23 protein-coding genes and 1 other RNA gene are annotated in these 25,182 nt (G+C 35.3%); 20 read left to right on the top strand and 4 right to left on the bottom strand.

The genetic code is table 11. The features are described from left to right. Positions 1-379: 379 nt before the first annotated feature. An RNA gene (rnpB, locus tag GXW81_RS08070) (RNase P RNA component class A) lies at positions 380-701 on the bottom strand. 137 nt (positions 702-838) lie between these two features. Between rnpB and GXW81_RS08065 the strand changes: the two genes are divergently transcribed. The 11 genes from GXW81_RS08065 (at position 839) to rpe (ending at position 10,675) form a co-directional block, all read left to right on the top strand. After that, positions 839-1,420 (top strand): DUF4199 domain-containing protein, encoded by a 582-nt coding sequence (locus GXW81_RS08065; RefSeq protein ID WP_161531903.1) that lies wholly within the window; start codon positions 839-841, stop codon positions 1,418-1,420. A gap of 17 nt (positions 1,421-1,437) precedes the next feature. Beyond that, positions 1,438-2,388 (top strand): glycosyltransferase family 2 protein, encoded by a 951-nt coding sequence (locus GXW81_RS08060; RefSeq protein WP_161531902.1) that lies wholly within the window; start codon positions 1,438-1,440, stop codon positions 2,386-2,388. Positions 2,389-2,399: 11 nt separating this feature from the next. Beyond that, positions 2,400-3,104 carry a GIN domain-containing protein gene (locus tag GXW81_RS08055; protein WP_013446873.1) on the top strand — a complete coding sequence of 235 codons (705 nt, stop codon included), beginning with the start codon at positions 2,400-2,402 and terminating at the stop codon, positions 3,102-3,104. Positions 3,105-3,127: 23 nt separating this feature from the next. Further along, positions 3,128-4,849 (top strand): phospho-sugar mutase, encoded by a 1,722-nt coding sequence (locus GXW81_RS08050; protein ID WP_161531901.1) that lies wholly within the window; start codon positions 3,128-3,130, stop codon positions 4,847-4,849. A gap of 48 nt (positions 4,850-4,897) precedes the next feature. Then, positions 4,898-6,151 (top strand): pyridoxal phosphate-dependent aminotransferase, encoded by a 1,254-nt coding sequence (locus GXW81_RS08045; protein WP_161531900.1) that lies wholly within the window; start codon positions 4,898-4,900, stop codon positions 6,149-6,151. A gap of 14 nt (positions 6,152-6,165) precedes the next feature. Next, complete coding sequence (locus tag GXW81_RS08040; RefSeq protein WP_161531899.1) at positions 6,166-6,969, top strand: SH3 domain-containing protein; 804 nt, start codon at positions 6,166-6,168, stop codon at positions 6,967-6,969. 10 nt (positions 6,970-6,979) lie between these two features. Continuing rightward, entirely contained in the window at positions 6,980-7,714 is a 735-nt protein-coding gene (gene kdsB / locus GXW81_RS08035) for a 3-deoxy-manno-octulosonate cytidylyltransferase (RefSeq protein ID WP_161531898.1), read from the top strand. A gap of 17 nt (positions 7,715-7,731) precedes the next feature. Beyond that, positions 7,732-8,400 (top strand): histidine kinase, encoded by a 669-nt coding sequence (locus GXW81_RS08030; protein WP_161531897.1) that lies wholly within the window; start codon positions 7,732-7,734, stop codon positions 8,398-8,400. A 6-nt stretch (positions 8,401-8,406) separates the two neighbouring features. Next, positions 8,407-8,973 (top strand): glutathione peroxidase, encoded by a 567-nt coding sequence (locus GXW81_RS08025; protein WP_161531896.1) that lies wholly within the window; start codon positions 8,407-8,409, stop codon positions 8,971-8,973. 100 nt (positions 8,974-9,073) lie between these two features. After that, positions 9,074-9,940, top strand: coding sequence for an RNA polymerase sigma factor RpoD/SigA (locus GXW81_RS08020; protein ID WP_004918429.1), 867 nt, complete (start codon positions 9,074-9,076; stop codon positions 9,938-9,940). Positions 9,941-10,024: 84 nt separating this feature from the next. Continuing rightward, positions 10,025-10,675 carry a ribulose-phosphate 3-epimerase gene (gene rpe, locus GXW81_RS08015; RefSeq protein ID WP_161531895.1) on the top strand — a complete coding sequence of 217 codons (651 nt, stop codon included), beginning with the start codon at positions 10,025-10,027 and terminating at the stop codon, positions 10,673-10,675. A gap of 62 nt (positions 10,676-10,737) precedes the next feature. Here rpe and GXW81_RS08010 read toward each other — a convergent pair whose 3' ends face one another. Both GXW81_RS08010 and proS read right to left on the bottom strand, forming a co-directional pair. Continuing rightward, on the bottom strand, positions 10,738-11,811 hold the full coding sequence (locus GXW81_RS08010) for a DUF937 domain-containing protein (RefSeq protein WP_161531894.1): 1,074 nt from the start codon (positions 11,809-11,811) through the stop codon (positions 10,738-10,740). 27 nt (positions 11,812-11,838) lie between these two features. Beyond that, the gene (gene proS, locus GXW81_RS08005) at positions 11,839-13,314 is read right to left on the bottom strand and encodes a proline--tRNA ligase (protein WP_154137209.1); all 1,476 of its coding nucleotides are present in this window, start codon (positions 13,312-13,314) and stop codon (positions 11,839-11,841) included. A 163-nt stretch (positions 13,315-13,477) separates the two neighbouring features. Between proS and GXW81_RS08000 the strand changes: the two genes are divergently transcribed. The 9 genes from GXW81_RS08000 (at position 13,478) to murI (ending at position 24,146) form a co-directional block, all read left to right on the top strand. Next, complete coding sequence (locus GXW81_RS08000; protein ID WP_161531893.1) at positions 13,478-14,521, top strand: Vitellogenin II precursor; 1,044 nt, start codon at positions 13,478-13,480, stop codon at positions 14,519-14,521. Between the two features lie 37 nt (positions 14,522-14,558). After that, a complete protein-coding gene (locus GXW81_RS07995) occupies positions 14,559-15,995 on the top strand; it encodes an OmpP1/FadL family transporter (RefSeq protein WP_161531892.1) in 1,437 nt (478 codons plus the stop codon). 121 nt (positions 15,996-16,116) lie between these two features. Beyond that, positions 16,117-17,448, top strand: coding sequence for an Nramp family divalent metal transporter (locus tag GXW81_RS07990; RefSeq protein ID WP_161531904.1), 1,332 nt, complete (start codon positions 16,117-16,119; stop codon positions 17,446-17,448). 86 nt (positions 17,449-17,534) lie between these two features. Beyond that, a complete protein-coding gene (locus tag GXW81_RS07985; protein ID WP_161531891.1) occupies positions 17,535-18,086 on the top strand; it encodes a nucleotide exchange factor GrpE in 552 nt (183 codons plus the stop codon). Between the two features lie 50 nt (positions 18,087-18,136). Continuing rightward, a complete protein-coding gene (gene dnaJ, locus GXW81_RS07980) occupies positions 18,137-19,252 on the top strand; it encodes a molecular chaperone DnaJ (RefSeq protein ID WP_161531890.1) in 1,116 nt (371 codons plus the stop codon). 111 nt (positions 19,253-19,363) lie between these two features. Continuing rightward, positions 19,364-20,269 carry an ABC transporter ATP-binding protein gene (locus GXW81_RS07975; protein ID WP_161531889.1) on the top strand — a complete coding sequence of 302 codons (906 nt, stop codon included), beginning with the start codon at positions 19,364-19,366 and terminating at the stop codon, positions 20,267-20,269. Between the two features lie 6 nt (positions 20,270-20,275). After that, entirely contained in the window at positions 20,276-21,574 is a 1,299-nt protein-coding gene (locus GXW81_RS07970) for an ABC transporter permease (protein ID WP_161531888.1), read from the top strand. Between the two features lie 159 nt (positions 21,575-21,733). Beyond that, the gene (gene lpdA / locus GXW81_RS07965; protein WP_161531887.1) at positions 21,734-23,119 is read left to right on the top strand and encodes a dihydrolipoyl dehydrogenase; all 1,386 of its coding nucleotides are present in this window, start codon (positions 21,734-21,736) and stop codon (positions 23,117-23,119) included. Positions 23,120-23,330: 211 nt separating this feature from the next. After that, on the top strand, positions 23,331-24,146 hold the full coding sequence (murI, locus tag GXW81_RS07960) for a glutamate racemase (protein ID WP_154137299.1): 816 nt from the start codon (positions 23,331-23,333) through the stop codon (positions 24,144-24,146). Between the two features lie 40 nt (positions 24,147-24,186). On the opposite strand, the gene hemB is transcribed toward murI, so the two are convergent. Next, positions 24,187-25,179 carry a porphobilinogen synthase gene (gene hemB, locus GXW81_RS07955; RefSeq protein WP_161531886.1) on the bottom strand — a complete coding sequence of 331 codons (993 nt, stop codon included), beginning with the start codon at positions 25,177-25,179 and terminating at the stop codon, positions 24,187-24,189. Positions 25,180-25,182 lie beyond the last annotated feature (3 nt).

Below are 25,182 nucleotides of genomic sequence, written 5' to 3'. Positions count from 1 at the left end.
AAAAAAAAAATGGGATAAACCATAAAAATTGATTTATCCCATTTTAATTTCGTTATTTCATAAATTATAACTAAACTAACAATAAGAAATCGTTTTTATGTCAAAATAGATTTAGTTTCTAAAATGAAAATTTTTCTTTTAACCAATGCAACGGCTTCGAACGAGCATAAATACATAAAAGAGTTTTCAGATTATAAAAAGTAATCATTAATTAAATCTATGAAATAACGATTTATTAAAAAAGTTACCTATATAGGTAACTTTCTTTTTTATAAAATAGATTTTTATTTACAATATGACTTAGTGTCAAATAGTATGTAGATGCCAAAATAAATTATAAAAAATCCGCTTTTTTACGAAGGCGGATTTTTGTTTTGAAAAAATAACAAAGGCTATAAGCCGGATTCTGTATTCTAAAACAAGTTTAGAACGCTTGTTATTTATCTACGCTTAATATTGCTATTAAGCTTTAGCTGCTTACCCCTCGGCATTGGACGAGCGACCCTTAGTTGCCGATATACTTAGCATTGCACCGCATAGAGTTTACCTGATTTCACTACAGCCGTACTGTACTTGCTTTCTGTTGCACTAGTCCTCACATCACTGTGGACGGCGGTTAGCCGCTATGCTGCTCTATGGTGTCCGGACTTTCCTCTTTGTTTAGTCGTAAGAAAAAACAAAGCAACAAGCCGCCTTTGTTATTAGGGTGCAAAGATAGAGAAATATTTAGAAGAAGACTTACCTAGTTAAATTAGAAATGCAAGAGAATAAGCGAAAGTTTCTCAAAAATAATCCGTAATTTTACCAGTTCAAAATTGTAATTTAAACTAAGTAATAGATGGGTAAAAGTACAATCAATAACGGATTAGCGATGAGTGGAGCAATCCTATTGGTGTTTTTTGTGGTGTATTTTTTCTTTATGGATGTTAATTATTTTCGCACTACAATGATAGCTAATTCTTTCATTCTGCCTCTTATTTTTGGTGTTGGGGCGTTTATTTCTGTTTATTCTTACAAAAAAGAAAAAGTTAGACTTACCTTTAAGGAAGCTTTTGGAAAAGCATTTGCACCGATGTTTTTGGCGGGATTCTTATCTATTTCCAGTATCTTTGTGTTTATCAGTTATGTTGATAAAGATGTTAAATCGCTTTTAAATCATCAGTATATAGAGAGTTTTAGAGCTTCTTTGGAAGAAGAATATACTAAAGCGAAACAAATAACTAAGCCTAATACGGAAGAAGCAAAGGAACTAGAACAAAAATATGAAGAAGGTAAAAAACGAATTGAAGAGAAAGTAAAGAGAAACGAAGATATGTTTTCTTTATATCATTTTTCTTTGGTATTTGCGGGATATTGTGCTTTCTTTTTGATATTGTCTGTTTTCTTTGGAAGTTTCTTTAGAAGCAAAACGGTTTATTAACTTATTTTTTAGAAAAAATGGATTTATCTATTGTTATACCTCTTCTTAATGAGGAACAATCTTTAGAAGAACTTTATAATAGGATAGAAAATGTCTGCAGTGAGGCTGGTTTATCTTACGAAATTTGGTTTGTGGACGATGGGAGTACCGATAGTTCTTGGGGAACAATAATGTTTCTTAAAAACAGAAATTCTAATATTCAAGGGATTAAATTTTCTAGAAACTATGGAAAATCCCAAGCACTTCATGCGGCTTTTGCAAGGGTGAAGGGAGAAGTGGTAATTACTATGGATGCTGATTTACAAGATTTTCCAGAAGAGATACCGGCTTTATATCATAAAGTGGTTAATGAAGGCTATGATATTGTGAGTGGCTGGAAAAAGAAACGCTACGATAATGTAATGACTAAAAATATTCCGTCTAAACTATTCAATGCGGCGGCGAGAAAGGTTTCGGGGGTATTTCTACACGATTTTAACTGTGGACTTAAAGCGTACCGAAGGCAAGTGGTGAAGTCCATAGATGTATATGGAGATATGCACAGATATATTCCTGTGTTAGCAGCCAATGCAGGTTTTAGAAAAATCACAGAGAAAGAGGTACAACATCAAGCAAGACCTTACGGAAGTTCAAAGTTTGGCACAGAACGATTTATAAGAGGTTTCTTGGATTTGGTAACACTTTGGTTTGTAAGTAGATTTGGAGGCAGACCAATGCATTTCTTTGGAGCGGTAGGCACACTGATGTTTATTATTGGTTTTTTATCGTCTCTTTGGTTGGGTGTGTCTAAACTGATAGATATGTCCAAAGGTGTTTATGGGCATTTAATAGCTGATAATCCTTGGTTTTATATAGCTTTAACGATGATGATAATGGGGACTTTACTGTTTATAGCAGGTTTTTTAGGAGAGCTGATTATCAGAACTAATAGAGAACATAAAAATTATCACATAGAAGAAATTATTTAATTGTGAGTGAGATGAAACATTATATTTATCTTTTGGTATCGGTATTCTTGTGGAGCTCTTGTGGAAAGGTAACTCCAGAAGGAGAAATAAAATCTGAAGATACACCTTTGGAAGTTTTTAATAAACTTGAACTAGAAGGTAAATACAGGTTGTTTTTCACTCAAGGGGAGGAGAACTTTGTTAATGTAGAAACTTATCCTAACCTTATTAGCAATCTGAAAATTAAAGTTGAAGATAGTACACTTAAAATCATTGAGAAAAGACCTACTGGAAATGTAGATTTTTACACAGTAACGGTTTACTCCAAAACACCATTGAAACAGATAAGTATTTCTGACTCTGTGGAAATGAATGTTTCTGGAGATATTAAAACGCCTACTTTGAAAATCAATCTAAAGAATCAGGGGAAATTTATAGGTGCAATAAAGGCTTCTAAAGCAGAAGTGCAAATGACGGAGAAATCAAGAGCTAATTTTTCAGGCGTTACTAAAGAGGCTGTGCTTAAAATCTCGGATACAGCGAGTATTATAGCTCCTTATTGGACGGTAGATTATTTTGATATTCAGTCTAAAAATGGGAACTATGCAGAAATCAATACTAAAGAAGAAATTTCTGGCAAGGTAGAAAATACAGCTAAACTGGTCTATTACGGAAATCCAATAAGAAAGCTCAAAATAGATAAAGACACAAAAGTAGAAAATAAAGAAAAACCTTAATTTTAACATAAAAATATAAAGATATGAATACAGTGGATAAAGCTAAACTTTGGCTTACAGAGGCATTTGATGAAGAAACTAGACAGACTGTAAAACAATTGATAGATACTAACTCACCAGAGCTAGAAGATGCATTTTATAAAAACTTGGAGTTTGGTACAGGTGGAATGCGTGGAATTATGGGAGTAGGAACTAACAGACTTAATAAATATACTTTAGGACAAGCAACGCAAGGGCTTGCTAACTATTTGCATCAGCAGTTCCCTAACCAAGAGATAAAGGTAGCCATAGCGTATGATGTAAGAAATAACTCTAAAGAATTCGGTAAAATAGTAGCAGATGTACTTACGGCTAATGGGATTAAAGTATTGTTGTTTAAGGAGCATCGTCCTACACCAGAGCTTTCGTTTACGGTGAGAGATAAAAAATGTAATGCAGGTATTGTGCTTACCGCTTCACACAATCCACCAGAGTACAATGGGTATAAAGTATATTGGAATGATGGAGCACAGATAGTGCCACCTAATGATGCAGAAATCATCAATGAAGTACTTAATACTAAATATGAAGACATCAACTTTAATGGTAATGATAGTCTTATAGAATGGGTAGGAGAGGAGCAAGATGAAGTTTATATAAGAACGTGTATGGATAACTCTCTTTATCAAGAAGATAAGTTGGGGTATGATAATCTTAATATTGTATTTACTTCTATTCACGGGACTACTTATACTACCATTCCACAGGCTTTAGCAAAGGCTGGTTTTACCAAGGTAGATTTAGTAAAGGAACAAATGATTCCTAGCGGAAACTTCCCTACGGTAGAAAGTCCAAATCCAGAAGAGCCAGCGGCATTAACTATGGCAATGGATTTAGCAAAGGTTACCAATGCAGATATTGTAATAGGTACAGACCCAGACGGAGACCGATTAGGGATAGCGGTAAGAAATCTAGATGGAGAAATGCAACTCCTTAATGGAAATCAGACCAATATGATTCTTACGGATTATATTTTGTCTCAATGGCAAAAGCAAGGTCGTATCACGGGCACAGAGTTTATAGGTTCTACTATCGTAACTTCTGATGTATTTTTTGATTTGGCAAAATCCTATGGAGTTGAATGTAAGGTAGGGCTTACAGGCTTTAAATGGATAGGTAAAATGATAAGAGAAGTAGAAGGTAAGCAGAAATTTATCTGTGGAGGAGAAGAAAGTTTTGGCTTTATGACGGGAGATTTTGTGAGAGATAAAGACTCTTGTGGTTCTATACTATTGGCTTGTGAAATAGCAGCGTGGTGCAAGGCTCAAGGTAAAACGATGTATCAGTATATGATAGAAATCTACCAAAGATTAGGTCTTTACCAAGAGGCTCTTGTAAATGTGGTGAAAAAAGGAAAAGAAGGTGCAGAGCAAATCAAAAAAATGATGACGGATTTTAGAAATAATCCTGTAACCTCGTTGGCAGGTTCTAAAGTGGTTTTAGTTAAGGATTATCAGGAGCAAACCGCTTGGGATTTGAATAAAAACGAGAAACAACCAATGACGGATATTCCTAAGTCTAATGTGCTTATTTACTATACAGAAGATGGTACAAAGGTAGCGATAAGACCTTCAGGAACAGAACCTAAAATTAAATTCTATTTTAGTGCATTAGACAAAATAGAATCAGAGAAAGATTTCAAATCTAAGGTAGAAACTCTTAATGCGAAAATAGAAGTTATCAAAAAAGATTTAGGTCTAGCATAAATTATCAAATAAGGTATAAATAATAACACTACATATACAAGAATTCTTATGAAAGTATCTCGTTTAGCAGCTAATCTAGTAGGCTCAGAAATAGTAAAAATAGGAAACGAAGTTAATGAGCTTAAGGCTAAAGGAGCTCAGATAGCTAATCTTACTATAGGGGATTTAAACGCTAATATTTATCCTATCCCTTCTCTTCTAAAAGAAGAAATACAAAAGGCTTACAGAAATAATTTAACTAATTACCCTCCGGCTAATGGTTTGTTAAGTCTTAGGGAAAGTGTATCTTCGGATTTAAAGAAGCGTTATCAGTTAGATTATTCACCAGAGGAAATATTAGTGGCTGGAGGTTCTCGTCCGCTTATTTATGCGGCATATATGAGTGTTGTAGATGCAGGTGATAAAGTAGTTTATCCTCTTCCTTCTTGGAATAATAACCACTATGCTTATCTTACTTCTGCAGAAAAAGTAGAAATAGAAACTAAAAAAGAAAATAACTTTTTACCTACTGCAGAAGAGCTAAAACCTCATTTGGAAGGAGCAGTATTATTGGCTCTTTGTTCTCCTTCAAACCCTACGGGAACTATGTTTACCGAACAACAACTGAGAGAAATCTGCGAGATGGTAGTTGCTGAAAATAAAAGAAGAGGCGAAAACGAAAAACCGCTCTATTTGATGTACGACCAAATTTACGCTATGTTATTTTTTGGTCATGAGCATTTCAACCCTGTGAGTTTAGTGCCAGAAATGAAAGATTATACCATATTTATAGATGGTTCGTCTAAATGTTTTGCAGCTACAGGAGTAAGAGTGGGTTGGGGCTTTGGTCCTTCGGTAATCATCAATAAGATGAAAGCTTTTTTAACGCATATTGGAGCGTGGGCACCGAAGCCAGAGCAAGAAGCTACAGCTAAATTCTTATCTAAAACAGATGAGGTAGATGCTTATGTAAATGATTTTAAAGGAAGAATACAGCTGAGCTTAAATACATTACATCAAGGTATTCAAGAGCTTAAAAACAAAGGCTTTGCAGTAGATAGTGTAGAGCCTATGGGTGCATTGTATCTTACCATTAAGATGGATTATGTAGGAAAAACCACTCTAGATGGAGAGGTATTGAAGGATACCACTGATGTTGTGTTTTATCTTATCCGAGAGGCAGGTATGGCGTTAGTGCCATTTTCGGCATTTGGTAATTCCAGAGAAACCCCTTGGTTTAGAGCTTCAGTAGGTGGCTGTTCTTTAGAAGATATTAAAAATATGTTACCTGTATTAGAAGGAGCTTTATCAAAGCTTAAATAATATACATTCAAATAATGAAAAGCTTTTCTAGGTTATTCTTACTGGTTTTCTTTAGTATAAGTTCTTTTCTTCTTGCTCAAGAAGGGCAGTGGGTATTTATGTTTGAAGAAAATAGCAACCAAAAAGTTTTGATAGATAAGACCAATGTAAGAGCTGAACCTAACTTACAATCGCTTAAGGTAGATAGTTTAGATATAGGGCAGGTAGTGAAAATTCTCCAAAAGACAGAGCAAGTATTGTCTTTAGGCAAACGTTCTGCAAGTTGGTACAGAATAAATTACACAAAAGAAGGCGAACCCAAATCTGGGCATATCTGGGGAGCTAATTTAAGTTTAGGATACAGGTCTAGAGATGGCTATGATTTTCTTTTTGGAGCCTCTGCTACGGAGAAAGATGAGGTTAAACTAGAGGTTGTGATGCTGAAAGATAAACAAAGTGTACAAAAAGTTTCATTTAATGTAGGGACAGAAAGTTTGACTTCGGTAGCCTTTAAATGGCAAGGAAACAAAGGGTTAGATGGAGTGTCAGATATTCTGTTGGCGAGTGTTTCTGGCGAGGCGTGTGGCATTCCGAGCTATGAGCAGTATATACTATTAAATGGGGATAAAATGGTGGCGTTACCAGTGCTGATGTCCGTTGCTGATGCTGATGTTTTTTATCATTCAGAAGAGTATGTTTTTCCAAAAGATAAGGGCGGAATTAAAGGTAAGATTATCATGAAAACTGAAGAGATGGAAAAAGATGAGAAGGATAAAGAGCACATTAAAAAATCCAAAAAAATCTATCTTTTCAAAGACGGAAATGTTTCTCAATTATAAATAAAAAAGAATGAAACAAAAAATAATTGCTGTAATTCCTGCTCGTTATCAAGCAAGTAGATTTCCTGGCAAGCTAATGGAATTGTTGGGAGATAAAACTGTTATTTCTACAACTTATCAAAATGTGGTGGAAACAGGGCTTTTTGACGAAGTTTTTGTAGCAACGGACTCCGAGGTTATTTTTAATGAAATTAAGGAAAACGGTGGAAAGGCAGTAATGACGGGTGTACACGAAACAGGAAGTGATAGAATAGCCGAAGCCGTAAAAGATATTGAATGTGATATTGTTGTAAATGTGCAAGGTGATGAGCCGTTTCTTAAAAAAGAACCTCTAAAACAATTGATTTCAGTTTTTGATGAAGATAAGGATAAGAGTATTTCTTTGGCTTCGCTTAAAATAAAACTAGAACAGTGGGACGATATAGAAAATCCTAATAATGTAAAAGTAATTACGGATAATAATGGTTTTGCTCTTTATTTCAGTCGCTCCGTTATTCCTTTTCCTAGAGAGAAAACAGATGATTTGCAATATTTTAAACATATAGGCGTTTATGCTTTTAGAAGGGAAGCGTTGCTAGAGTTTTCTAGTTTACCGATGAAGCCTCTCGAAATAGCAGAAAAAATAGAGTGCATCAGGTATTTGGAATATGGCATGAAAATAAAAATGATAGAAACCGATTTCGTTGGTGTTGGCATAGATGTTCCAGAAGATTTAGAAAAGGCGAAGCAGTTGCTTAGACTTTAATATTAAAAAAGAAAATAATGATAAAAAAGATAGCATTAGTTGTATTATTAGCTTTAGCACAGGTTTTTTATACGCAAACAGCTAAAGAAATTATAGACAAAAATATAGAACTGACAGGAGGACTTACCAAATGGAAGTTGCTAAATTCCATAATGTTACAAGGTAAAGTGGTTCTGGGAATACAGGAAGAGTATCCTATTAAAATCTATCAGCAGCGTCCTAACCTTACCAAAACATCTATCATTATCAATAATAAAGAGAGTGTTATAGAGGCTTATGATGGTAAAAAAGGCTATGCAATGAACTATGCTAACAATAAGTTACAGGAATTTGAGAGCTACCAACCTGAAAGTTTTGATACAGATTTTATTGATTTTGAAGCTAAAGGATTCACAGCTGTGATTTTGGGTAAGGATAAAGTAGGGGAAAGATTGTGCTATAAGGTAGAGCTTACTAAAAATGTAAATAAAACTCTGTATTATTTTGATACTGAAAACCATATGCTTCTTAAAGAGGTGAAGAAAGGAGAAACGCTTTTATATTCAGACTTTAAAAAGGTAAATGGGCTTACAATGCCTTTTAGAATAGAGGCTTCTACTCCTAAAAAAGAAGGAGATTATGTGATGTTATTCAATAAAATAGAAGTTAATAAGGCATTTCCTGACAATACCTTTAAAATAAAATAAGATATAATGAAAAAGCTCTTTATATTCATACTTTCCGCACTTGCTTTAGTGCAATGTTCTAGCAAAAAAAATGAGGTACAACTAGACACTTCTAAGTTTCCTAAAAGTATCTACGATTATAAAGTGGAAAGTCTAGATGGTGGAGAAATTAATTTTGCGGATTTCAAAGGCAAAAAAATACTTATTGTAAATACAGCTTCTGAGTGTGGTTTTACACCTCAGTATGAAGCCTTGGAAAAGCTCTATCAAAAATATAAAGATAGGCTAGTGGTAGTAGGCTTCCCTGCTAATAACTTTGGAGGGCAAGAGCCAGGGACTAATACCGAGATTAAAACTTTTTGTCAAGTGAACTATGGAGTAACTTTCCCTATGGCAGCTAAGGTTTCTGTGAAAGGAGAAGATATAGTGCCTATTTTTCAGTTTCTTACTAAAAAGGAATTAAACGGAGTTAAAGATACTACCATACTTTGGAATTTTACCAAATTTCTTCTAGACGAAAACGGGAAAATAATAGAAAGCTATCTAAGTACTACTAAGCCTGATAGCGAAGCGATTACGAAACATTTAAAATAAATAAAAAGAAAAACTGAAAACTTTTTTCATTTTTAGTGTAACCTTTTTAGTGGTATGGTCGTACACTATACCGTAACTCTTTTTTTGAGCAAAAAATATTATGAGACAACTTAAAATTACCAAGCAGGTTACCAATAGGGAAACGGCATCATTAGATAAATATTTGCAGGAAATAGGTAAAGTAGACCTAATTACTGCAGATGAGGAAGTGGAACTGGCACAAAAGATTCGTGCTGGAGATAAGGTAGCTCTAGAAAAGCTTATCAAAGCTAACCTTCGTTTCGTAGTTTCTGTGTCTAAACAATATCAAAATCAAGGCTTATCATTACCAGATTTAATCAACGAAGGTAATTTAGGATTGATGAAAGCTGCTAAGAGGTACGATGAAACGAGAGGTTTCAAATTTATATCCTATGCAGTGTGGTGGATTAGACAGTCTATCTTACAGGCTTTAGCGGAACAGTCTAGAATTGTTCGTTTACCGTTGAATAAGATTGGGTCAATCAATAAAATTAATAAAGCATACGCTCACTTAGAGCAAGAGAATGAAAGACCGCCTTCCCCAGAGGAGTTGGCAGAGGTTCTAGATATGAGTGAGGAGGATATTAAGGAGTCTATGAAAAACAGCGGAAGACACCTTTCTATGGACGCTCCGCTAGTAGAAGGAGAAGACTCTAACCTTTATGATGTTCTTCGTTCAGGGGAATCTCCTAGCCCAGACAAAGAGTTGATGCTAGAATCTTTACAAATAGAGATTGAAAGAGCGTTACAAACACTTACACCTAGAGAAGCAGATTTAGTAAGGCTTTACTTCGGGCTTAATGGCAAACACCCTATGACTTTGGAGGAAATAGGCGAAACTTTTGACCTTACGAGAGAGCGTGTTCGTCAGATTAAAGAAAAGGCTATCAAAAGGTTAAAACACAACTCAAGAAGTAAGATTTTGAAGTCTTATTTAGGAAAATAAAAACTATAAAAGGATAATGCATTGTTAGCGTTATCCTTTTTTTATTATAAATAATTAAATACCAATTAATTTTAAAATTTAGAAATGAAAACAAAACTAATTGCTCCATCTTTACTTTCCGCCGACTTTGGTAATCTCCAAAGAGATATAGAAATGCTTAACCGTAGCCAAGCCGATTGGTTTCATGTAGATGTGATGGATGGTAGGTTTGTGCCTAATATATCTTTCGGTTTCCCTGTAATGAAAACGATAAAGGAACACGCTAAAAAGTTTGTAGATGTGCATCTTATGATTGTAGAGCCAGAGAAATATGTGGAAGAATTTATTGATAACGGAGCCGATTTGGTTTCGGTGCATTACGAGGCGTGTACTCATCTACATCGAACAATTAAACTGATACAAAGTAAGGGAGCTAAAGCAGGAGTGGTGCTTAATCCATCTACACCTGTAAGTGTATTAGAGGATATTATAGGGGAGGTAGATTTAGTATTGTTGATGAGTGTTAATCCTGGGTTTGGTGGACAGAAATTTATAGAAAACACCTACAAAAAAATAAAGCAAACTAAAGATTTAATTTTAGACCAAAATGCTACAGCTTTAATCCAAATAGATGGCGGAGTAAATACAGACAATGCTTCTAAGCTGTTTGAGGCAGGCGCTGATGTTCTTGTTGCAGGAAATGCAATTTTCTCTGCAGAAAATCCAGAAAGCGTAATAGAACTTCTTAAAAGTTAAGGAGTAGTTTTAGTTTAAAATGAAAAGCCGCTTCAATCAATTTTGAAACGGCTTTTTTAGATTTATTTTGAGTTTACAGAATCTATATTTTGCTGAGTGTTAGCATTATTTATAGAGTCTATTTTTTCAACAGGGACTTCTCTAGTAGCTGCCTCTTGGTTACTTTTGTTAATTTGTTTCCAAACAAACCATCCCATAAGTATTAGAAGTATTAGTGGGAGAAGCCATTTCCATACAGAAATTTCTTTAACGTCTTCGCTTGTTTTTTCTTCTACCTTTTCTTTTAAGTTATCCAACTTGTTAGAAGCACTTTCTTTGAAATCAGAAAAACCTTTTTTAATTGAATCCGAAGCTTCAGATAACTTTTCGGAAGCATTGTCTTTAAACTGTGCAAGTTTTTCTTTAGACTCATCTAACTTTTCAGATAAATCTTCTTTCAAGTCTGAAACCTTATCTTTAATTATATCTGAAGTTTCAGATAACTTTTCGGAAGTATTGTCTTTAAACTGTGCAAGTTTTTCTTTAGACTCATCTAACTTTTCAGAAAATCCATCTTTAATGTCCGAAACTTTATCTTGAATATTTTCAGTTAAGGTAGCTTTAGCCTCTTCTGTTTTGTTTTCTAGATTTCCAAGTCCTATAGCACCTAATGAGAAACCTACAGGAACAAGATTAGATATATTAGTTTTCTCTTTATTTAAAAGAGTTTCAAGTCCATTACTGTCTAAATTTTGGTCTTTTGCATATCTTCCTATGGTTGCTAAAGAAGTTAGTGAGGTAAATCCTAAAAGAGCATCGGCAGAAGATTCTTTAATCCCTGCAAAAGAGGAAATTCCAGAAGTGATACTTTTTATTTTATCTCCAAAGACCATCGTTAGTACTTTGCTAAGAAGTTCATTAGCAAAAGAGCTTTCCTGGCTTAGTTTAGATAAAATGCTGGTATCAGCTAATTGTGTAATTTCTTGTAAAAGAGACGATTTGTCGGACTGAGATATAATTCCACCTAATACAATTGGGATAAGTGCATTGGTAGCCTTAGAGACAGCTTCTTCTTTTTCGCCTAATTGAGAGGCAAGTTGGCTGGTAACGCCGTGTCCGAATTGCCCTTTAATAAGTTCTATGATATTGATTGACATAATTTTAAATTTTTAATAGGTTAATAATTAGTAGGCTTTAGCAAAAAGCACTCTTTGTTTAGATGGTTTTCCTGAAATCATAGAAACGCCCTCTTCTTTTTCTCCCTCTAGAGGAATGCAACGGATAGTAGCTTTAGTTTCTTCTTTTATTCTTTCTTCTTCTTCTTCCGTTCCGTCCCAGTGTGCTAAAATAAAGCCTCCTTTGGTTTCTAAAACTTCTTTAAATTCTTCGTAAGAATCAACTTTAGTGATGTTTTCGTCTCTAAATTTAAGAGCCTTGTTATAAATGGCCTTTTGGATTTCTTCTAAAAGTTCTTGGATATAAATTTCTATATTATCTAAAGGTTTAACTTCTTTAGAAAGGGTATCTCTTCTAGCTATTTCTACTGTTTTATTTTCTAAATCTCTTGCTCCTATTGCTATTCTTACAGGGACACCTTTCATCTCATATTCTGCGAACTTCCAACCTGGCTTTTGGGTGTCTCTATTATCATATTTTACAGAAATGCCTAAGGCTTTTAGTTTAGATTGTAGTTCGTAGGCTACTTCATCTATTTGTTTAAGCTGTTCTTCGCCTTTAAATATAGGTACAATAACTACTTGTATAGGTGCTAAAGATGGTGGAAGTACTAGACCGTTGTCATCAGAGTGAGACATGATTAAAGCACCCATAAGCCTTGTTGAAACGCCCCAAGAAGTTGCCCAAGCATACTCTATTTTGCCTTCCTTATTAGTGAATTTAACATCAAATGCTTTAGCAAAGTTTTGACCCAAAAAGTGAGAAGTTCCTGCTTGTAAAGCTTTTCCGTCTTGCATAAGAGCTTCGATACAGTAAGTTTCTTCTGCACCTGCAAATCTTTCACTAGGAGACTTTATTCCTCTTACCACAGGTACAGCCATAAAATTTTCAGCAAAATCAGCATAAATATTTAGCATTTGCTCTGTTTCTGCAATAGCTTCTTCTTTTGTAGCGTGAGCTGTATGTCCTTCTTGCCATAAAAATTCGGCAGTTCTTAGGAAAAGTCTTGTTCTCATCTCCCATCTTACCACATTAGCCCATTGGTTGATGAGGATAGGTAAATCTCTGTAAGATTGTACCCAGTTTTTATAAGTATTCCAAATAATAGCCTCAGAAGTAGGTCTTACAATAAGTTCTTCTTCTAATTTGGCCTCAGGATCCACCATAAGTTTTTGTGGATTTTCGGGGTCTGTTTTTAGACGGTAGTGGGTTACTACAGCACATTCTTTGGCAAAACCTTCTGCATTTTTTTCCTCCGCTTCAAAAAGACTTTTAGGAACAAAAATAGGGAAGTAAGCATTTTCGTGACCAGTTTCTTTAAACTTTTTATCTAGTTCGTCACGCATTTTTTCCCAAATAGCATAGCCATAGGGTTTAATTACCATACAGCCTCTTACACCTGAGTTTTCGGCTAAATCAGCCTTTACTACCAACTCATTATACCATTTGCTATAGTCCTCGCTTCTTGATGTTAATTTTGCCATAAATTTACTTTTAACTTTTATTTTATAATTTTGTAGGTGTATCTAGTTAAATGGTTAAATAACACCTAAGTTATGATTTGTAATTTGAGAGATTTTTTTGGTATAGTTTTAGCTATATCCACCTCAATTCAAGCACAAAGATAAATAAAACCTACATAAGATTATGAAAAAAATAGATTATAATTTCTTAAAAAGAAAATGGGCTGTTAGACTAGCATTAGCCACTTCTGTTAGTTTTTTGTTGACCTCTTGTGGAGCACAAATGGGAGGTTATACAGAGACTGATGGTGTTTATTATGATCCAAGTAAAGATGTAATTCCGGAAGGGGTAGTTGTGAATGACCGTAATAATGTAGGAGATTACTACGACTATAGTAATGATTATAGAGTGGTAGAAAACTCTAGACAATTACAGCAAAATCAAAATAACAAATATCAAGAATGGACGGATACTCCTGTACAATCCGATTCAGATTGGGGTGCCTTTGCAGGAGTTGAAAGACGCTATACTGGCTGGGGTTGGAATACGCCTTTCTGGGGAACAGGCTTTGGCTGGGATCCTTATTGGGGAGGTTTTGGCGGTTGGAATAGCTGGAATATGGGCTTTGGTTGGAGTTCAGGCTGGGGTTGGAATATGGGCTTCGGCATGGGCTGGGGGTCAGGTTGGAACAGATGGGGTTGGGGAAATCCTTATTGGGGTGGAAGGTTTGGTTGGAATCCTTACTGGGGAACAGGTTGGGGCAACCCATATTGGGGTGGCTACGGAGCATGGGGGAATCCTTATTGGGGAGTAGCTCCTCGTCAGTACAATTATAGAAGAAGTGGTGTAGACAGTATTACTAGATATAATAACGGAGGATTCAATAATCCAATTTATAGAAATCCAAATAGCAATAGTAATTCAGGAAGAAACTTTGGCGGATTTAGAGACTCAGGCTTTGGAAGAGGAGATAACAGGATTAACCGTAATAACAGTAATAATGGCTACTCAATGCCTCAAACAAGAACATTGAGAAGATCTGAGCCGAACTATAATTATCAGGACAGAGGAATGACACCTCGTACACAATCTATACCAAGAAACGATGGATTTAGAAACAATTCTGGCTGGGGCGGAGGTTCCAATAGAAGTGGCGGTTTTGGTTCTGGTAGCTCAGGAGGTGGTATGAGATCAGGGGGAGGTTTTAGAACAGGTGGTTTTAGATAGTTTATTTAATTGAATGCTAAAAAATAAAATTAAGATAATGAATAAGAAGATATTTTCAATATTAGGGCTGTCTGTTGGAGCTTTATTTTACTCTCAAGATGTTTCTGTAATTAGGAATACGGTAGATGTTTATTCTGATACACAACCTAATGGTTCTGCAAAATACATGGGTATGGCAGGAGCAATGGGAGCAATGGGAGGAGATGCTTCTTCTATAAATGTTAACCCTGCAGGTATAGCTGTTAATATTGTGGGTGAATTTTCTGGAACGCTTAATGCTTTGGGAAATAAAAATACCTCAACTCTAGCAAATAAATCTTATGATGAAGTTTATAAGAAAACTAATTTAGGACATTTAGGAGGGGTTGTTGTAATGCAAACTAGCAATAATTCTAAATGGAAGTTTATTAACCTAGGGTTTAATTATAGTGCTAAGGATATTGATAGCTATATTAGAACTCCTGAAAATCACACTATAAATGAAGCTATAGATTATACAGATAGTAATGGTAATTCGCAAACGGATTTACTACTTTACGATGGACATGCTTATAATAGAGTAGGGCATACTTCAAAATTATCCTTCGCATTTGGTGGTAATTACGACCATAAGTGGTATGTAGGTGGTGGAGTACACTTCCATTCAGCAAATATAGAGCAAGGAGATTTTTTTAGAATGCAGTCTCAAACGGCAGGTACTAAGGGGCTATACCAAAAACAAGATACTCCTTTTCAAGAATCTTCCGGAGGGGTAGCAATTTCAGCAGGGGTTATAGGTAAAATAGATAAAAACTTTCGTGTAGGTTTAGCATTAGAGTCTCCTACTTGGTGGAATATAGAGAGGGCTTATAACTATTATGGATTTGATAATAATGGAGTTATGGGAACGGCTTTGGGCAATGAGAATAGAAGGTTGAGTACTCCAATGAAAGCTACTCTGAGTGGTGCTTATATAGCTAACAAGAATTTTGTAGTAAATGTGGATTATACTTTAGGTGTTACAAAGCCTCAGTATAATGTACAGGGAGATGCAGAGAAGCAATTAAATGAGTTTTTTAATAAAGTGTATTCTAATACTTCTGAGTTAAGATTGGGTGCGGAATACAGGTTAGATAACTGGAGATTTAGAGGAGGTTATGCATATCAATCTAATCCTTTCTCTACTTCGTCTTTAAGTGTTATTGATCCAACAAGTAATTTATATTCTGATAGAACATTTAGTAATTTATATCTTTCAAATAGACAGACTTTAGGTCTGGGACTAGGGTATAATTTTAAATCTTTCTATGTAGATGCGGCCTATCAGAATGCAAGTTCTAAGTTTGCTAATCCATTTTATGCGGGAGATTACGCTTCTCCAGTGGAGAATAGTGTGTTTAACGAAGGAGATGGTGTAACACAGAAGAGAAGTATTGTTTCTGATGTTAAAACAGTAAGAAATAACTTTGTGTTTACTGTCGGTTGGAGATTTTAAAAAAAGTTACATTTAAATAGAAATAGAGAGGCTACTTATAATTGAGTAGTCTCTCTATTTTTTTTGCTGGATTAGATATTTTTTATAATTTTGTTAGACTTATCTAACTTTTGTTTGAGTGATGAAAAAATACTTCAAAGATAGAATGTGGAAAAAAGAGCGTTCTGGTAATTCTTTGTCAGAATCGTTTTCTAGTATTGAGGTACCTAAAGATGCAGGTTTTTGGAAGAAATTTTTAGCATTTGTAGGTCCAGGGCTTATGGTAGCGGTAGGCTATATGGATCCAGGTAACTGGGCAACAGGCATTGCTGGTGGAGCTAAATTTGGATACATCTTACTATCGGTAGTACTTATTTCTAATCTTTTTGCGATGTTATTACAGCATTTGTCTTTAAAGTTAGGTATCGTTGCCGAAAGAGATTTGGCTCAAGCCTGTAGAGATAGTTATTCTCGACCTGTTAACTTTCTACTTTGGATTTTTGCTGAAATAGCCATAGCGGCTACAGACCTTGCGGAGGTAATAGGGGCTGCCATAGCTCTTAATCTTTTGTTTGGGATACCACTTACCATTGGGATAGCCATTACGGTAGTAGATGTATTTGTTATTTTGATGCTTCAAGCCAAAGGTTTTAGATGGCTAGAAAGTGTCGTGGGTGGTCTGATAGCAATTATCTTCTTTTGTTTTTTATACGAAATAGTGGTAAGTAATCCTGAGTGGTTTCCTATTTTGAAAGGTTTAGTGCCACAGAAAGAAATTGTATTTAATCCAAGTATGCTCTACATAGCAATAGGTATTTTAGGAGCTACTGTAATGCCTCATAACTTGTACTTGCATAGCAGTATTGTACAGACTAGAAACTATTCTAGAGATGATAAGGGGAAGAGGGAAGCTATTAAATTCGCTACTTTGGATAGTAATATTTCTTTGTTGTTAGCATTTTTAATCAATGCAGCTATACTTATTATTTCATCGGCGGCATTTCATCACACAGGCTATCAAGATGTTGCTGACATTACAGACGCTCATCAACTTTTGTCTCCAATTTTAGGAACGAGCCTCGCTAGTATTGTGTTTGCTATAGCTTTGTTGGCTTCTGGGCAAAACTCAACCCTTACAGGCACTTTGGCTGGGCAGATTGTAATGGAGGGTTTTCTCAATATTAAATTAAAACCTTGGTTAAGACGATTGATTACGAGGTTGATAGCAGTAATACCAGCATTGGTAGTGGCTATTATCTATGGAGAAAAAGGAACGGCAGACCTTTTAATATTAAGCCAAGTTATACTTTCCTTACAGTTGAGTTTTGCGGTTGTGCCGTTGGTAATGCTGACTAATAACAAACTTAAGATGGGAGTATTTGCTAACCAAGGTTTTTTGAAGTACGCTGCTATCATCATTAGTTTTATTATTGTTGTCTTGAATATTTATTTAGTTTATACTGAGATAGTCTAACGGATATACTTTTTGTCTGTCAATTTGTCCTAAATCTTAATTTGGCAACATCTTTGACAATACCCAAGCAATAAAACCAATAAAGAATGGAAGAGAACAAAGATTTGCACGAAGAAAAACTTAATGTTTCTGAAGAAAATACAAGTGAAGAAACTCAAAATATAAATACTGACAGCGAAGAAAATCTGACAAAAGAACCTACAACAGAAGAACTTTTGGCAGAGGAGAAAGATCGTTACATTCGTCTATATGCTGAGTTTGAAAACTATAAGAAAAGAACTTCTAAAGAGCGAATGGAGTTTTTTCAATATGCTAATCAGGATATGATGGTGAATATGCTTGCCATTCTAGATGATTTTGAAAGAGCTTTAAAAGAAATAGCAAAAACAGGGAAAGAAGAAGATTTAAAAGGAGTAGAACTTATCTATCAAAAATTCAAAAATAAACTGACAGAAAAAGGATTAAAACCTATAGAAGTAAATGCGGGAGACGACTTTAATGTAGATTTCCACGAAGCTATTACCCAAATACCAGCTCCTACCGAAGATTTAAAAGGTAAAATTGTAGATGTAATAGAGTCTGGATATATGCTGCACGATAGAGTCATTAGATTCACTAAAGTAGTTACAGGACAATAAATCTTACATTATAAATGAAGCTTTCATTTATTATAAAACTAAAATAAATAATGTCAAAAAGAGATTACTACGAGATATTAGGGGTAGAAAAAAACGCAACGGCAGACGCTATTAAAAAAGCCTACCGAAGACAAGCGCTTAAATATCACCCAGATAAAAACCCAGGAGATAAAGAAGCTGAAGAAAAATTTAAAGAAGCAGCAGAAGCCTACGAAGTTCTTAGCGATGAGAATAAGAGAGCTAGATATGATCAATACGGTCATGCGGGAGTAGGCGGTAGCGGAGGTTTTGGTGGTGGAGGCTTCGGTGGTGGTATGAATATGGAAGATATTTTCAGCCAGTTTGGAGATATCTTTGGTGGTCATTTTGGAGGTTTCGGTGGCGGAGCTAGGAGACAAGAGGCTAGAGGTACTAACCTTAGAGTTCGTATCAAGCTAAGCCTAGAAGAGATGATGAATGGGACTCAGAAAACCATCAAAATCAAAAAAATGAAACTTGCCCCAGGGGTAACTTCTAAGATCTGCCCTACTTGTAACGGTAACGGTGTCCAAATGAAAGTGATGAACACAATGTTTGGACAGATGCAAACGCAAACCACTTGTGGGGCGTGTAATGGTATCGGTAAGGTAGCAGATAAAATACCAGCAGGAGCCAATGCTCAAGGGCTTATTAAGGCTGATGAGGAAGTGAGTATCAACATTCCAGCTGGAGCTAGAGATGGCATACAACTAAGTGTAAGAGGTAAAGGTAATGACGCTCCTTTCGGTGGAACACCAGGTGATTTGCTTGTAGTGGTAGAGGAAGAGGAAGATGCAAACATCAAAAGAGAAGGAGATAACCTTCACCAAGAGTTATATATTTCTTTTGCAGAAGCAGCGTTGGGTACTTCTAAAGAAATCCCAGTAGTAGGTGGCAAGGTTAAAATAAAGGTAGATGCAGGAACACAATCAGGTAAGATTTTACGACTTGCAGGTAAAGGGCTTCCTAGCATAGACAGCTATGGTAGGGGAGATATGTTTGTACACATCAATGTATGGACGCCGCAAAACCTTACAAAGGAACAAAAAGAATTTTTTGAAAAACAACTGAACAGTGGCGAAATGAAAGCCGAACCTTCAGGGAAAGAAAAAACATTCTTTGATAAAGTAAGAGATTTGTTTAACTAAAATTATAATAATGATAAAAAGAGACTTTTAAAGGTCTCTTTTTTTATGAGCGATTAGGATAATTGTAACAAAAACGCTTTTCTTTGTACTAACTAAAATAAAAATATAAAAATGCTTAGAGCAGAACATATTACAAAAACCTATGATGCAGGCAGAAAAGTAGCTTTGTCTGACTTTAGTATAGAAGTTCCTACAGGGAGCATCTACGGGCTGTTAGGACCTAACGGAGCAGGTAAGACTTCTTTTATTAGAATCATCAATCAGATTACTCAAGCGGATAGTGGTAAAGTTTTTATAGATAACGAAATTTTAAGTCCTCACCATATTAAGGCGATTGGTTATATGCCAGAAGAGAGAGGTCTTTATAAAAATATGACGGTGGGAGACCAAATTCTCTATTTTGGAGAGCTTAAAGGTATGTCTAAAAATGAGGCGCTTACTCAAGCTAAATATTGGTTTGAACGCCTAAATATAGACCAATGGTGGAAAAAGAAACTCTCCGAACTTTCCAAAGGTATGGCACAGAAAATACAGTTTGTGGTAACGGTACTGCACCGCCCTAAACTACTTATTTTAGATGAGCCTTTCTCTGGGTTTGACCCTGTAAATGCTAATCTCATTAAAGACCAAATCATCAATCTTAAAAATAATGGGACAACCATTATCCTCTCTACGCACAGAATGGAAAGCGTGGAAGAAATGTGCGATTATGTAGCGTTGGTTAATCATTCAAAAAAAATCTTAGACGGAAAAGTATTTGAGGTAAGAGAGCGTTTTAAACAAAATGTTTACGAAGTTGTACTCGCTCACTCTAATTCTGAATTGTTGGAAAATTTTAAGTCTGAATTTTCGCCTTCTGATTGGCAAGAAAAAGATGGACTTGTTAGTTTTAATTTAAAATATCAAGGCGAACAAAACCAATTGTTGTCAAAACTAATGCCGCTAGGAAGCATTAGAAGTTTTAATGAGAAAATACCTAGTATGAACGAAGTGTTCATTACTGCTGTACAAAACTAATATCGTATGAAAAATATTATTATCATAACCAAAAGAGAATTTCTTACTCAGGTTAAAAAGAAATCTTTTATTGTACTCACTTTGCTGGCTCCGATTTTAATGATAGCTTTCGGGGCTGTTATAGGATTGATGTTTAAAGCTAACGAAACGGAATATCAGTTTTCTGTCATAGATAAAAGTGGCGTGTTTGAAAACCGAATGAAAGCTCCACAAGATGTTTCCCTTGTGTATGCATCTCCTAACACCGAGGCATCTTTGAAGGAAGGGTTGAAGACTTCTGAAGCTATTGATGGAGTGTTGATTATTCCTCCTATGCAAGGGGAAGATTATGAAGCTTTACAGAATCAAGCTCAGCTATTGGTAAATAAGAAAATAGGTTTTGATGTAAGGAAAGCCTTGGCATCTTCTATGTCGGAAGTTATTAAGAAAGAAAAAATAAAAGCACTTGGAATTACCGAAACTCAAGTGAACGACTTAGATAAATCTTTTGAACTTAAAACTACCAATGTTTTAGATAATCATCAGCAGGACGATAGCCTTGCGTTTGGTGTAAAATCTGGGTTGAGTATGTTATTGATGTACGCTACTTTTACATTTATTTTGATTTATGGTGTAAGAGTGATGCGTAGTGTTTTGGAAGAAAAAAATAACCGTGTGGTAGAAATTATTATTTCTTCAGTTAAACCATTTGATTTAATGATGGGTAAAATCTTAGGGGTTACTTTAGTAGCACTTACCCAGTTTGTTATATGGATAGGTATGGCGGTAACAGCAGCAGTATTTTTTAATCAAAGTTTTAGCCCAATGTCTACCGGAAACACTTTGGAACAAATGGAAAATATACAGGAGGTAGTGGCTCATATATCTCATACTTTGTTGGAGCTTAATTATGGGCTTATTATTGGGGTATTTCTTGTATTTTTCCTTTTAGGTTATATTTTTTATAGTTCTATCTATGCTGCTATTGGTTCGGCGGTAGATAACGATACCGAAACCCAACAGTTTACAGTCTTTGTAAGTGTTCCGTTAATGTTTGGGCTTTATGGTAGTATTTCTATTATGAATAATCCTGATGGTCCTATGGGCTTTTGGCTTTCTATGATTCCGTTAACTTCTCCTGTAGCTATGATTGCAAGGATACCGTTCGGAGTGCCTATTTGGGAGTTGGTATTGTCGGTTGCGTTATTATTTATCACTACACTTTTGATGGTTTTTATTGCTGCAAAAATATACCGTGTAGGCATACTAATGCATGGTAATAAAGCAACTCTAAAAGAACTTTGGAAGTGGATTAGACATTCGTAAGTATTGGGAGTAATTATTATAAAAAGCTGAGAGAATATTTTTTCTTTCGGCTTTTTTGTTGAGTTAATATTTGAAATGAATAAAGGTGTGTGGGAGAGTGTTTTTTTAGAAATTTTAATATCAATAATTTTTTGTAAATTCGCACTAAATTTTTAATCAATGAATTACGATATTATAGTTATAGGGAGTGGTCCTGGTGGTTATGTAACAGCCATTAGAGCAGCACAGTTAGGTTTCAAAACAGCTATTGTAGAAAAAGAAAACTTAGGAGGTATCTGCCTTAACTGGGGTTGTATTCCTACAAAAGCATTATTGAAATCGGCACAAGTGTTTAAGTATATCAACCATGCAGAAGATTTTGGTCTTAATAAAGTGGAAGCTAGTTTTGAATTTCCTAATGTAATTCAGAGAAGTCGTGGGGTGGCGAGTAAGATGAGCAAAGGGATTGAGTTCCTTATGAAAAAGAACAAGATAGATGTTATCTTCGGTACGGCTAAAGTTCAAAAAGGTAAAAAAGTTTTAGTGGAAAAAGATGGCGCTACAAAAGAATATTCTGCTGAGCACATCATCTTGGCAACAGGAGCTCGTTCTAGAGAGTTGCCAAACCTTCCTCAAGATGGTAAAAAAGTAATAGGGTATAGACAAGCACTTTCTTTACCAGAGCAGCCTAAATCTATGATAGTAGTAGGTTCTGGAGCTATAGGAGTAGAGTTTGCTTATTTCTACGCTACTATGGGGACTAAAGTAACTATTGTAGAATTTATGCCAAATATTGTACCTGTGGAGGACGAGGAGGTTTCTAAACATTTAGAAAAATCTCTTAAGAAAGCGGGTATAGAGGTAATGACTAACGCTTCTGTAGAATCTGTGGATACTTCTGGTAACGGCGTTAAAGCTAATGTAAAAACAGCTAAAGGTAATGTAACATTAGAGGCTGATGTAGTGCTTTCAGCAGTTGGTATTACGGCCAATATTGAAAATATAGGACTAGAAGAAGTTGGAATTAAAACAGATAAAGGTAGAGTTTTAGTAAATGAATGGTATCAAACTTCAGTGCCAGGTTATTATGCGATAGGAGATATTATTCCTACTCAAGCTTTGGCTCATGTGGCTTCTGCGGAAGGAATCACTTGTGTGGAAAAAATCAAAGGGCTACATACAGAAGCTATAGACTATGGTAATATTCCAGGGTGTACATATTGCCTTCCTGAAATAGCATCAGTGGGTCTTACCGAAAAACAAGCCAAAGAAAAAGGCTATGATATTAAGGTTGGGAAATTCCCATTCTCTGCTAGTGGAAAAGCGACTGCAAACGGAGATACAGATGGCTTTGTAAAGGTAATTTTTGATGCTAAATATGGTGAGTGGTTAGGTTGCCATATGATAGGTAATGGCGTTACCGAAATGATAGCAGAGGCAGTAGTTGCTAGAAAATTAGAAACTACAGGGCATGAGATTTTGAAATCTGTTCACCCACACCCTACATTGTCAGAAGCAGTTATGGAAGCTGTAGCTGCAGCTTATGGCGAGGTAATACATATTTAATTTAGAATTTACCTTGTTTTTAAATATAAAACTCCTAGATTTTATGTCTAGGAGTTTTTATTTTTAATAAAGTATGAGATACTATTGGCTGATTTTATGACCTTAAATATTTATTTTTAGGATTTTATTATTAACAATAGTTTAGGTTCAACTTTAAAAATCCTTATTTTTGCAATCTAAAGAATTAGCATTGAAACATACGAATCATTTAATGTTGGTAGATAACCTCTCTCCTCAGCAACCTATAGGTGTGTTTGATTCTGGTGTGGGAGGGCTTACTGTAGCCAAAGAAATCAAAAGGCAAATGCCTCACGAAAATATCATTTATTTTGGGGATACCAAACATTTACCTTATGGAGATAAATCTAAAGAGGCCATCGTTAGATTTTCAGAAAAAATAGCTGAGTTTTTACTGGAGCAAAACTGTAAAGCTATTGTGATTGCTTGCAATTCTGCTACGGCTAATGCATTGAAAGAGGTTAAAGAATTGGTAGGGGATAGAGCTATTGTTTTTGATGTGGTTAATCCTGTTGCGGAGAAAATAGCTTATGAAATTCACACCAATGTAGGCGTTATTGCAACTAAAGCTACTGTAAATGCAGGTATTTACAAGAAAAGTATCAGACGCTTTAATAAATTTATCAAGGTGGATGAACTAGCCACACCACTTTTAGTTCCAGCGATAGAAGAAGGTTTTAAAAATCACCCTATCACTCATTCTATTTTGTATCATTATTTGAGTAATAGTAAATTAAAAAACATTGAAACACTGATTTTAGGGTGTACACACTATCCACTATTATTAGAGGAAATTAAGCAATATTATGGCAGTAGAGTAAGAGTGATTGATTCGCCTAGTATTGTAGCAAATTACATTAAAATATCTTTAGAAAAACATCATTTACTTAATTCTGAACAGAAAACAACAGAAATGAAGTTTTACCTTTCTGATTTAACCAAAAATTTTGAAAAAATATCTAAAAAGTTTTTTGGGAAGAGTATAGATTTAGAACTTAAAGTACTTTAAATAAAATAGCGACCTTTGAGATTGAGGTCGCTATTTTGTTTTATTTTTGTAGAAGCATTGCTGCTTCTTTTGCTGCATAGGTGAAAATCATATCAGCCCCAGCTCTCTTAAAGCAAGTTAGGCTTTCGATTAAGACTTTGTCATTATCTAGCCAGCCATTTTGCGAAGCGGCTTTTAGCATAGCATACTCTCCACTCACTTGGTACACGGCAATAGGAATATCTATTAGCTCTCTAACTTTAGAAACAATATCTAAGTAAGGCATACCTGGTTTTATCATAATAATATCAGCTCCTTCCTCTACATCTTTAATTACCTCATTTATAGCTTCTCTAGTGTTATGAAAATCCATTTGATAAGTTTTTTTATCTTTAGGAATGTTTGCGGTTTCCTTCGGAGCACTATCCAACGCACTTCTGAAAGGTCCATAGAAAGAACTTGCATATTTAGCTGCATAAGACAAAATACCTACATTATGAAACCCGTTTTCCTCTAGTCCTTCTCTTATAGCCATTACTCTGCCGTCCATCATATCACTTGGTGCTACAATATCCGCTCCAGCTTCAGCTTGAGAAATAGACATCTTAACCAAAGCTTCCACCGTAGCATCATTATCCACTTCACCATTAGTTACAATACCATCGTGTCCGTAGATAGAATAAGGGTCTAAAGCTACATCAGGCATCACTACCATTTCTGGAACTGCTTCCTTAATAGCTCGTATAGTGTTTTGCATCAATCCATTAGGATTCCATGCTTCTGTTCCTACATTATCTTTGAGGTGGTCTGAAACCTTCATATAGATATTAACCGCTTTCACACCCAAAGCGAACAGCTCTTTGCATTCTTCCACCGTTAAATCTATACTTCTACGATAGATACCAGGCATAGAAGGGATAGCCTCTTGTTTCTTTTCTCCTTCCATCACAAACATAGGCATTACAAAATCAGATGCTGAAAGATGGCTCTCTCTTACAAGGCTTCTTAGGCTGTCATTTCGTCTTAATCTTCTATTTCTTGAATATATAATCATTTT

Origin of the sequence: Riemerella anatipestifer (genome assembly GCF_009932355.1) — a bacterium.
Lineage (GTDB): Bacteria > Bacteroidota > Bacteroidia > Flavobacteriales > Weeksellaceae > Riemerella > Riemerella anatipestifer_E.
The sequence above is the reverse complement of the archived record's forward strand: the minus strand, read 5'-3'. Positions and strand labels throughout refer to the sequence as shown.

Bases quoted from the DNA above. Each gene is read 5' to 3' on its own strand.
- GXW81_RS08065 (WP_161531903.1), top strand. From the start codon at position 839: ATGGGTAAAAGTACAATCAATAACGGATTAGCGATGAGTGGAGCAATC.
- GXW81_RS08060 (WP_161531902.1), top strand. From the start codon at position 1,438: ATGGATTTATCTATTGTTATACCTCTTCTTAATGAGGAACAATCTTTA.
- GXW81_RS08055 (WP_013446873.1), top strand. From the start codon at position 2,400: ATGAAACATTATATTTATCTTTTGGTATCGGTATTCTTGTGGAGCTCT.
- GXW81_RS08050 (WP_161531901.1), top strand. From the start codon at position 3,128: ATGAATACAGTGGATAAAGCTAAACTTTGGCTTACAGAGGCATTTGAT.
- GXW81_RS08045 (WP_161531900.1), top strand. From the start codon at position 4,898: ATGAAAGTATCTCGTTTAGCAGCTAATCTAGTAGGCTCAGAAATAGTA.
- GXW81_RS08040 (WP_161531899.1), top strand. From the start codon at position 6,166: ATGAAAAGCTTTTCTAGGTTATTCTTACTGGTTTTCTTTAGTATAAGT.
- kdsB (WP_161531898.1), top strand. From the start codon at position 6,980: ATGAAACAAAAAATAATTGCTGTAATTCCTGCTCGTTATCAAGCAAGT.
- GXW81_RS08030 (WP_161531897.1), top strand. From the start codon at position 7,732: ATGATAAAAAAGATAGCATTAGTTGTATTATTAGCTTTAGCACAGGTT.
- GXW81_RS08025 (WP_161531896.1), top strand. From the start codon at position 8,407: ATGAAAAAGCTCTTTATATTCATACTTTCCGCACTTGCTTTAGTGCAA.
- GXW81_RS08020 (WP_004918429.1), top strand. From the start codon at position 9,074: ATGAGACAACTTAAAATTACCAAGCAGGTTACCAATAGGGAAACGGCA.
- rpe (WP_161531895.1), top strand. From the start codon at position 10,025: ATGAAAACAAAACTAATTGCTCCATCTTTACTTTCCGCCGACTTTGGT.
- GXW81_RS08010 (WP_161531894.1), bottom strand. From the start codon at position 11,811: ATGTCAATCAATATCATAGAACTTATTAAAGGGCAATTCGGACACGGC.
- proS (WP_154137209.1), bottom strand. From the start codon at position 13,314: ATGGCAAAATTAACATCAAGAAGCGAGGACTATAGCAAATGGTATAAT.
- GXW81_RS08000 (WP_161531893.1), top strand. From the start codon at position 13,478: ATGAAAAAAATAGATTATAATTTCTTAAAAAGAAAATGGGCTGTTAGA.
- GXW81_RS07995 (WP_161531892.1), top strand. From the start codon at position 14,559: ATGAATAAGAAGATATTTTCAATATTAGGGCTGTCTGTTGGAGCTTTA.
- GXW81_RS07990 (WP_161531904.1), top strand. From the start codon at position 16,117: ATGAAAAAATACTTCAAAGATAGAATGTGGAAAAAAGAGCGTTCTGGT.
- GXW81_RS07985 (WP_161531891.1), top strand. From the start codon at position 17,535: ATGGAAGAGAACAAAGATTTGCACGAAGAAAAACTTAATGTTTCTGAA.
- dnaJ (WP_161531890.1), top strand. From the start codon at position 18,137: ATGTCAAAAAGAGATTACTACGAGATATTAGGGGTAGAAAAAAACGCA.
- GXW81_RS07975 (WP_161531889.1), top strand. From the start codon at position 19,364: ATGCTTAGAGCAGAACATATTACAAAAACCTATGATGCAGGCAGAAAA.
- GXW81_RS07970 (WP_161531888.1), top strand. From the start codon at position 20,276: ATGAAAAATATTATTATCATAACCAAAAGAGAATTTCTTACTCAGGTT.
- lpdA (WP_161531887.1), top strand. From the start codon at position 21,734: ATGAATTACGATATTATAGTTATAGGGAGTGGTCCTGGTGGTTATGTA.
- murI (WP_154137299.1), top strand. From the start codon at position 23,331: ATGTTGGTAGATAACCTCTCTCCTCAGCAACCTATAGGTGTGTTTGAT.
- hemB (WP_161531886.1), bottom strand. From the start codon at position 25,179: ATGATTATATATTCAAGAAATAGAAGATTAAGACGAAATGACAGCCTA.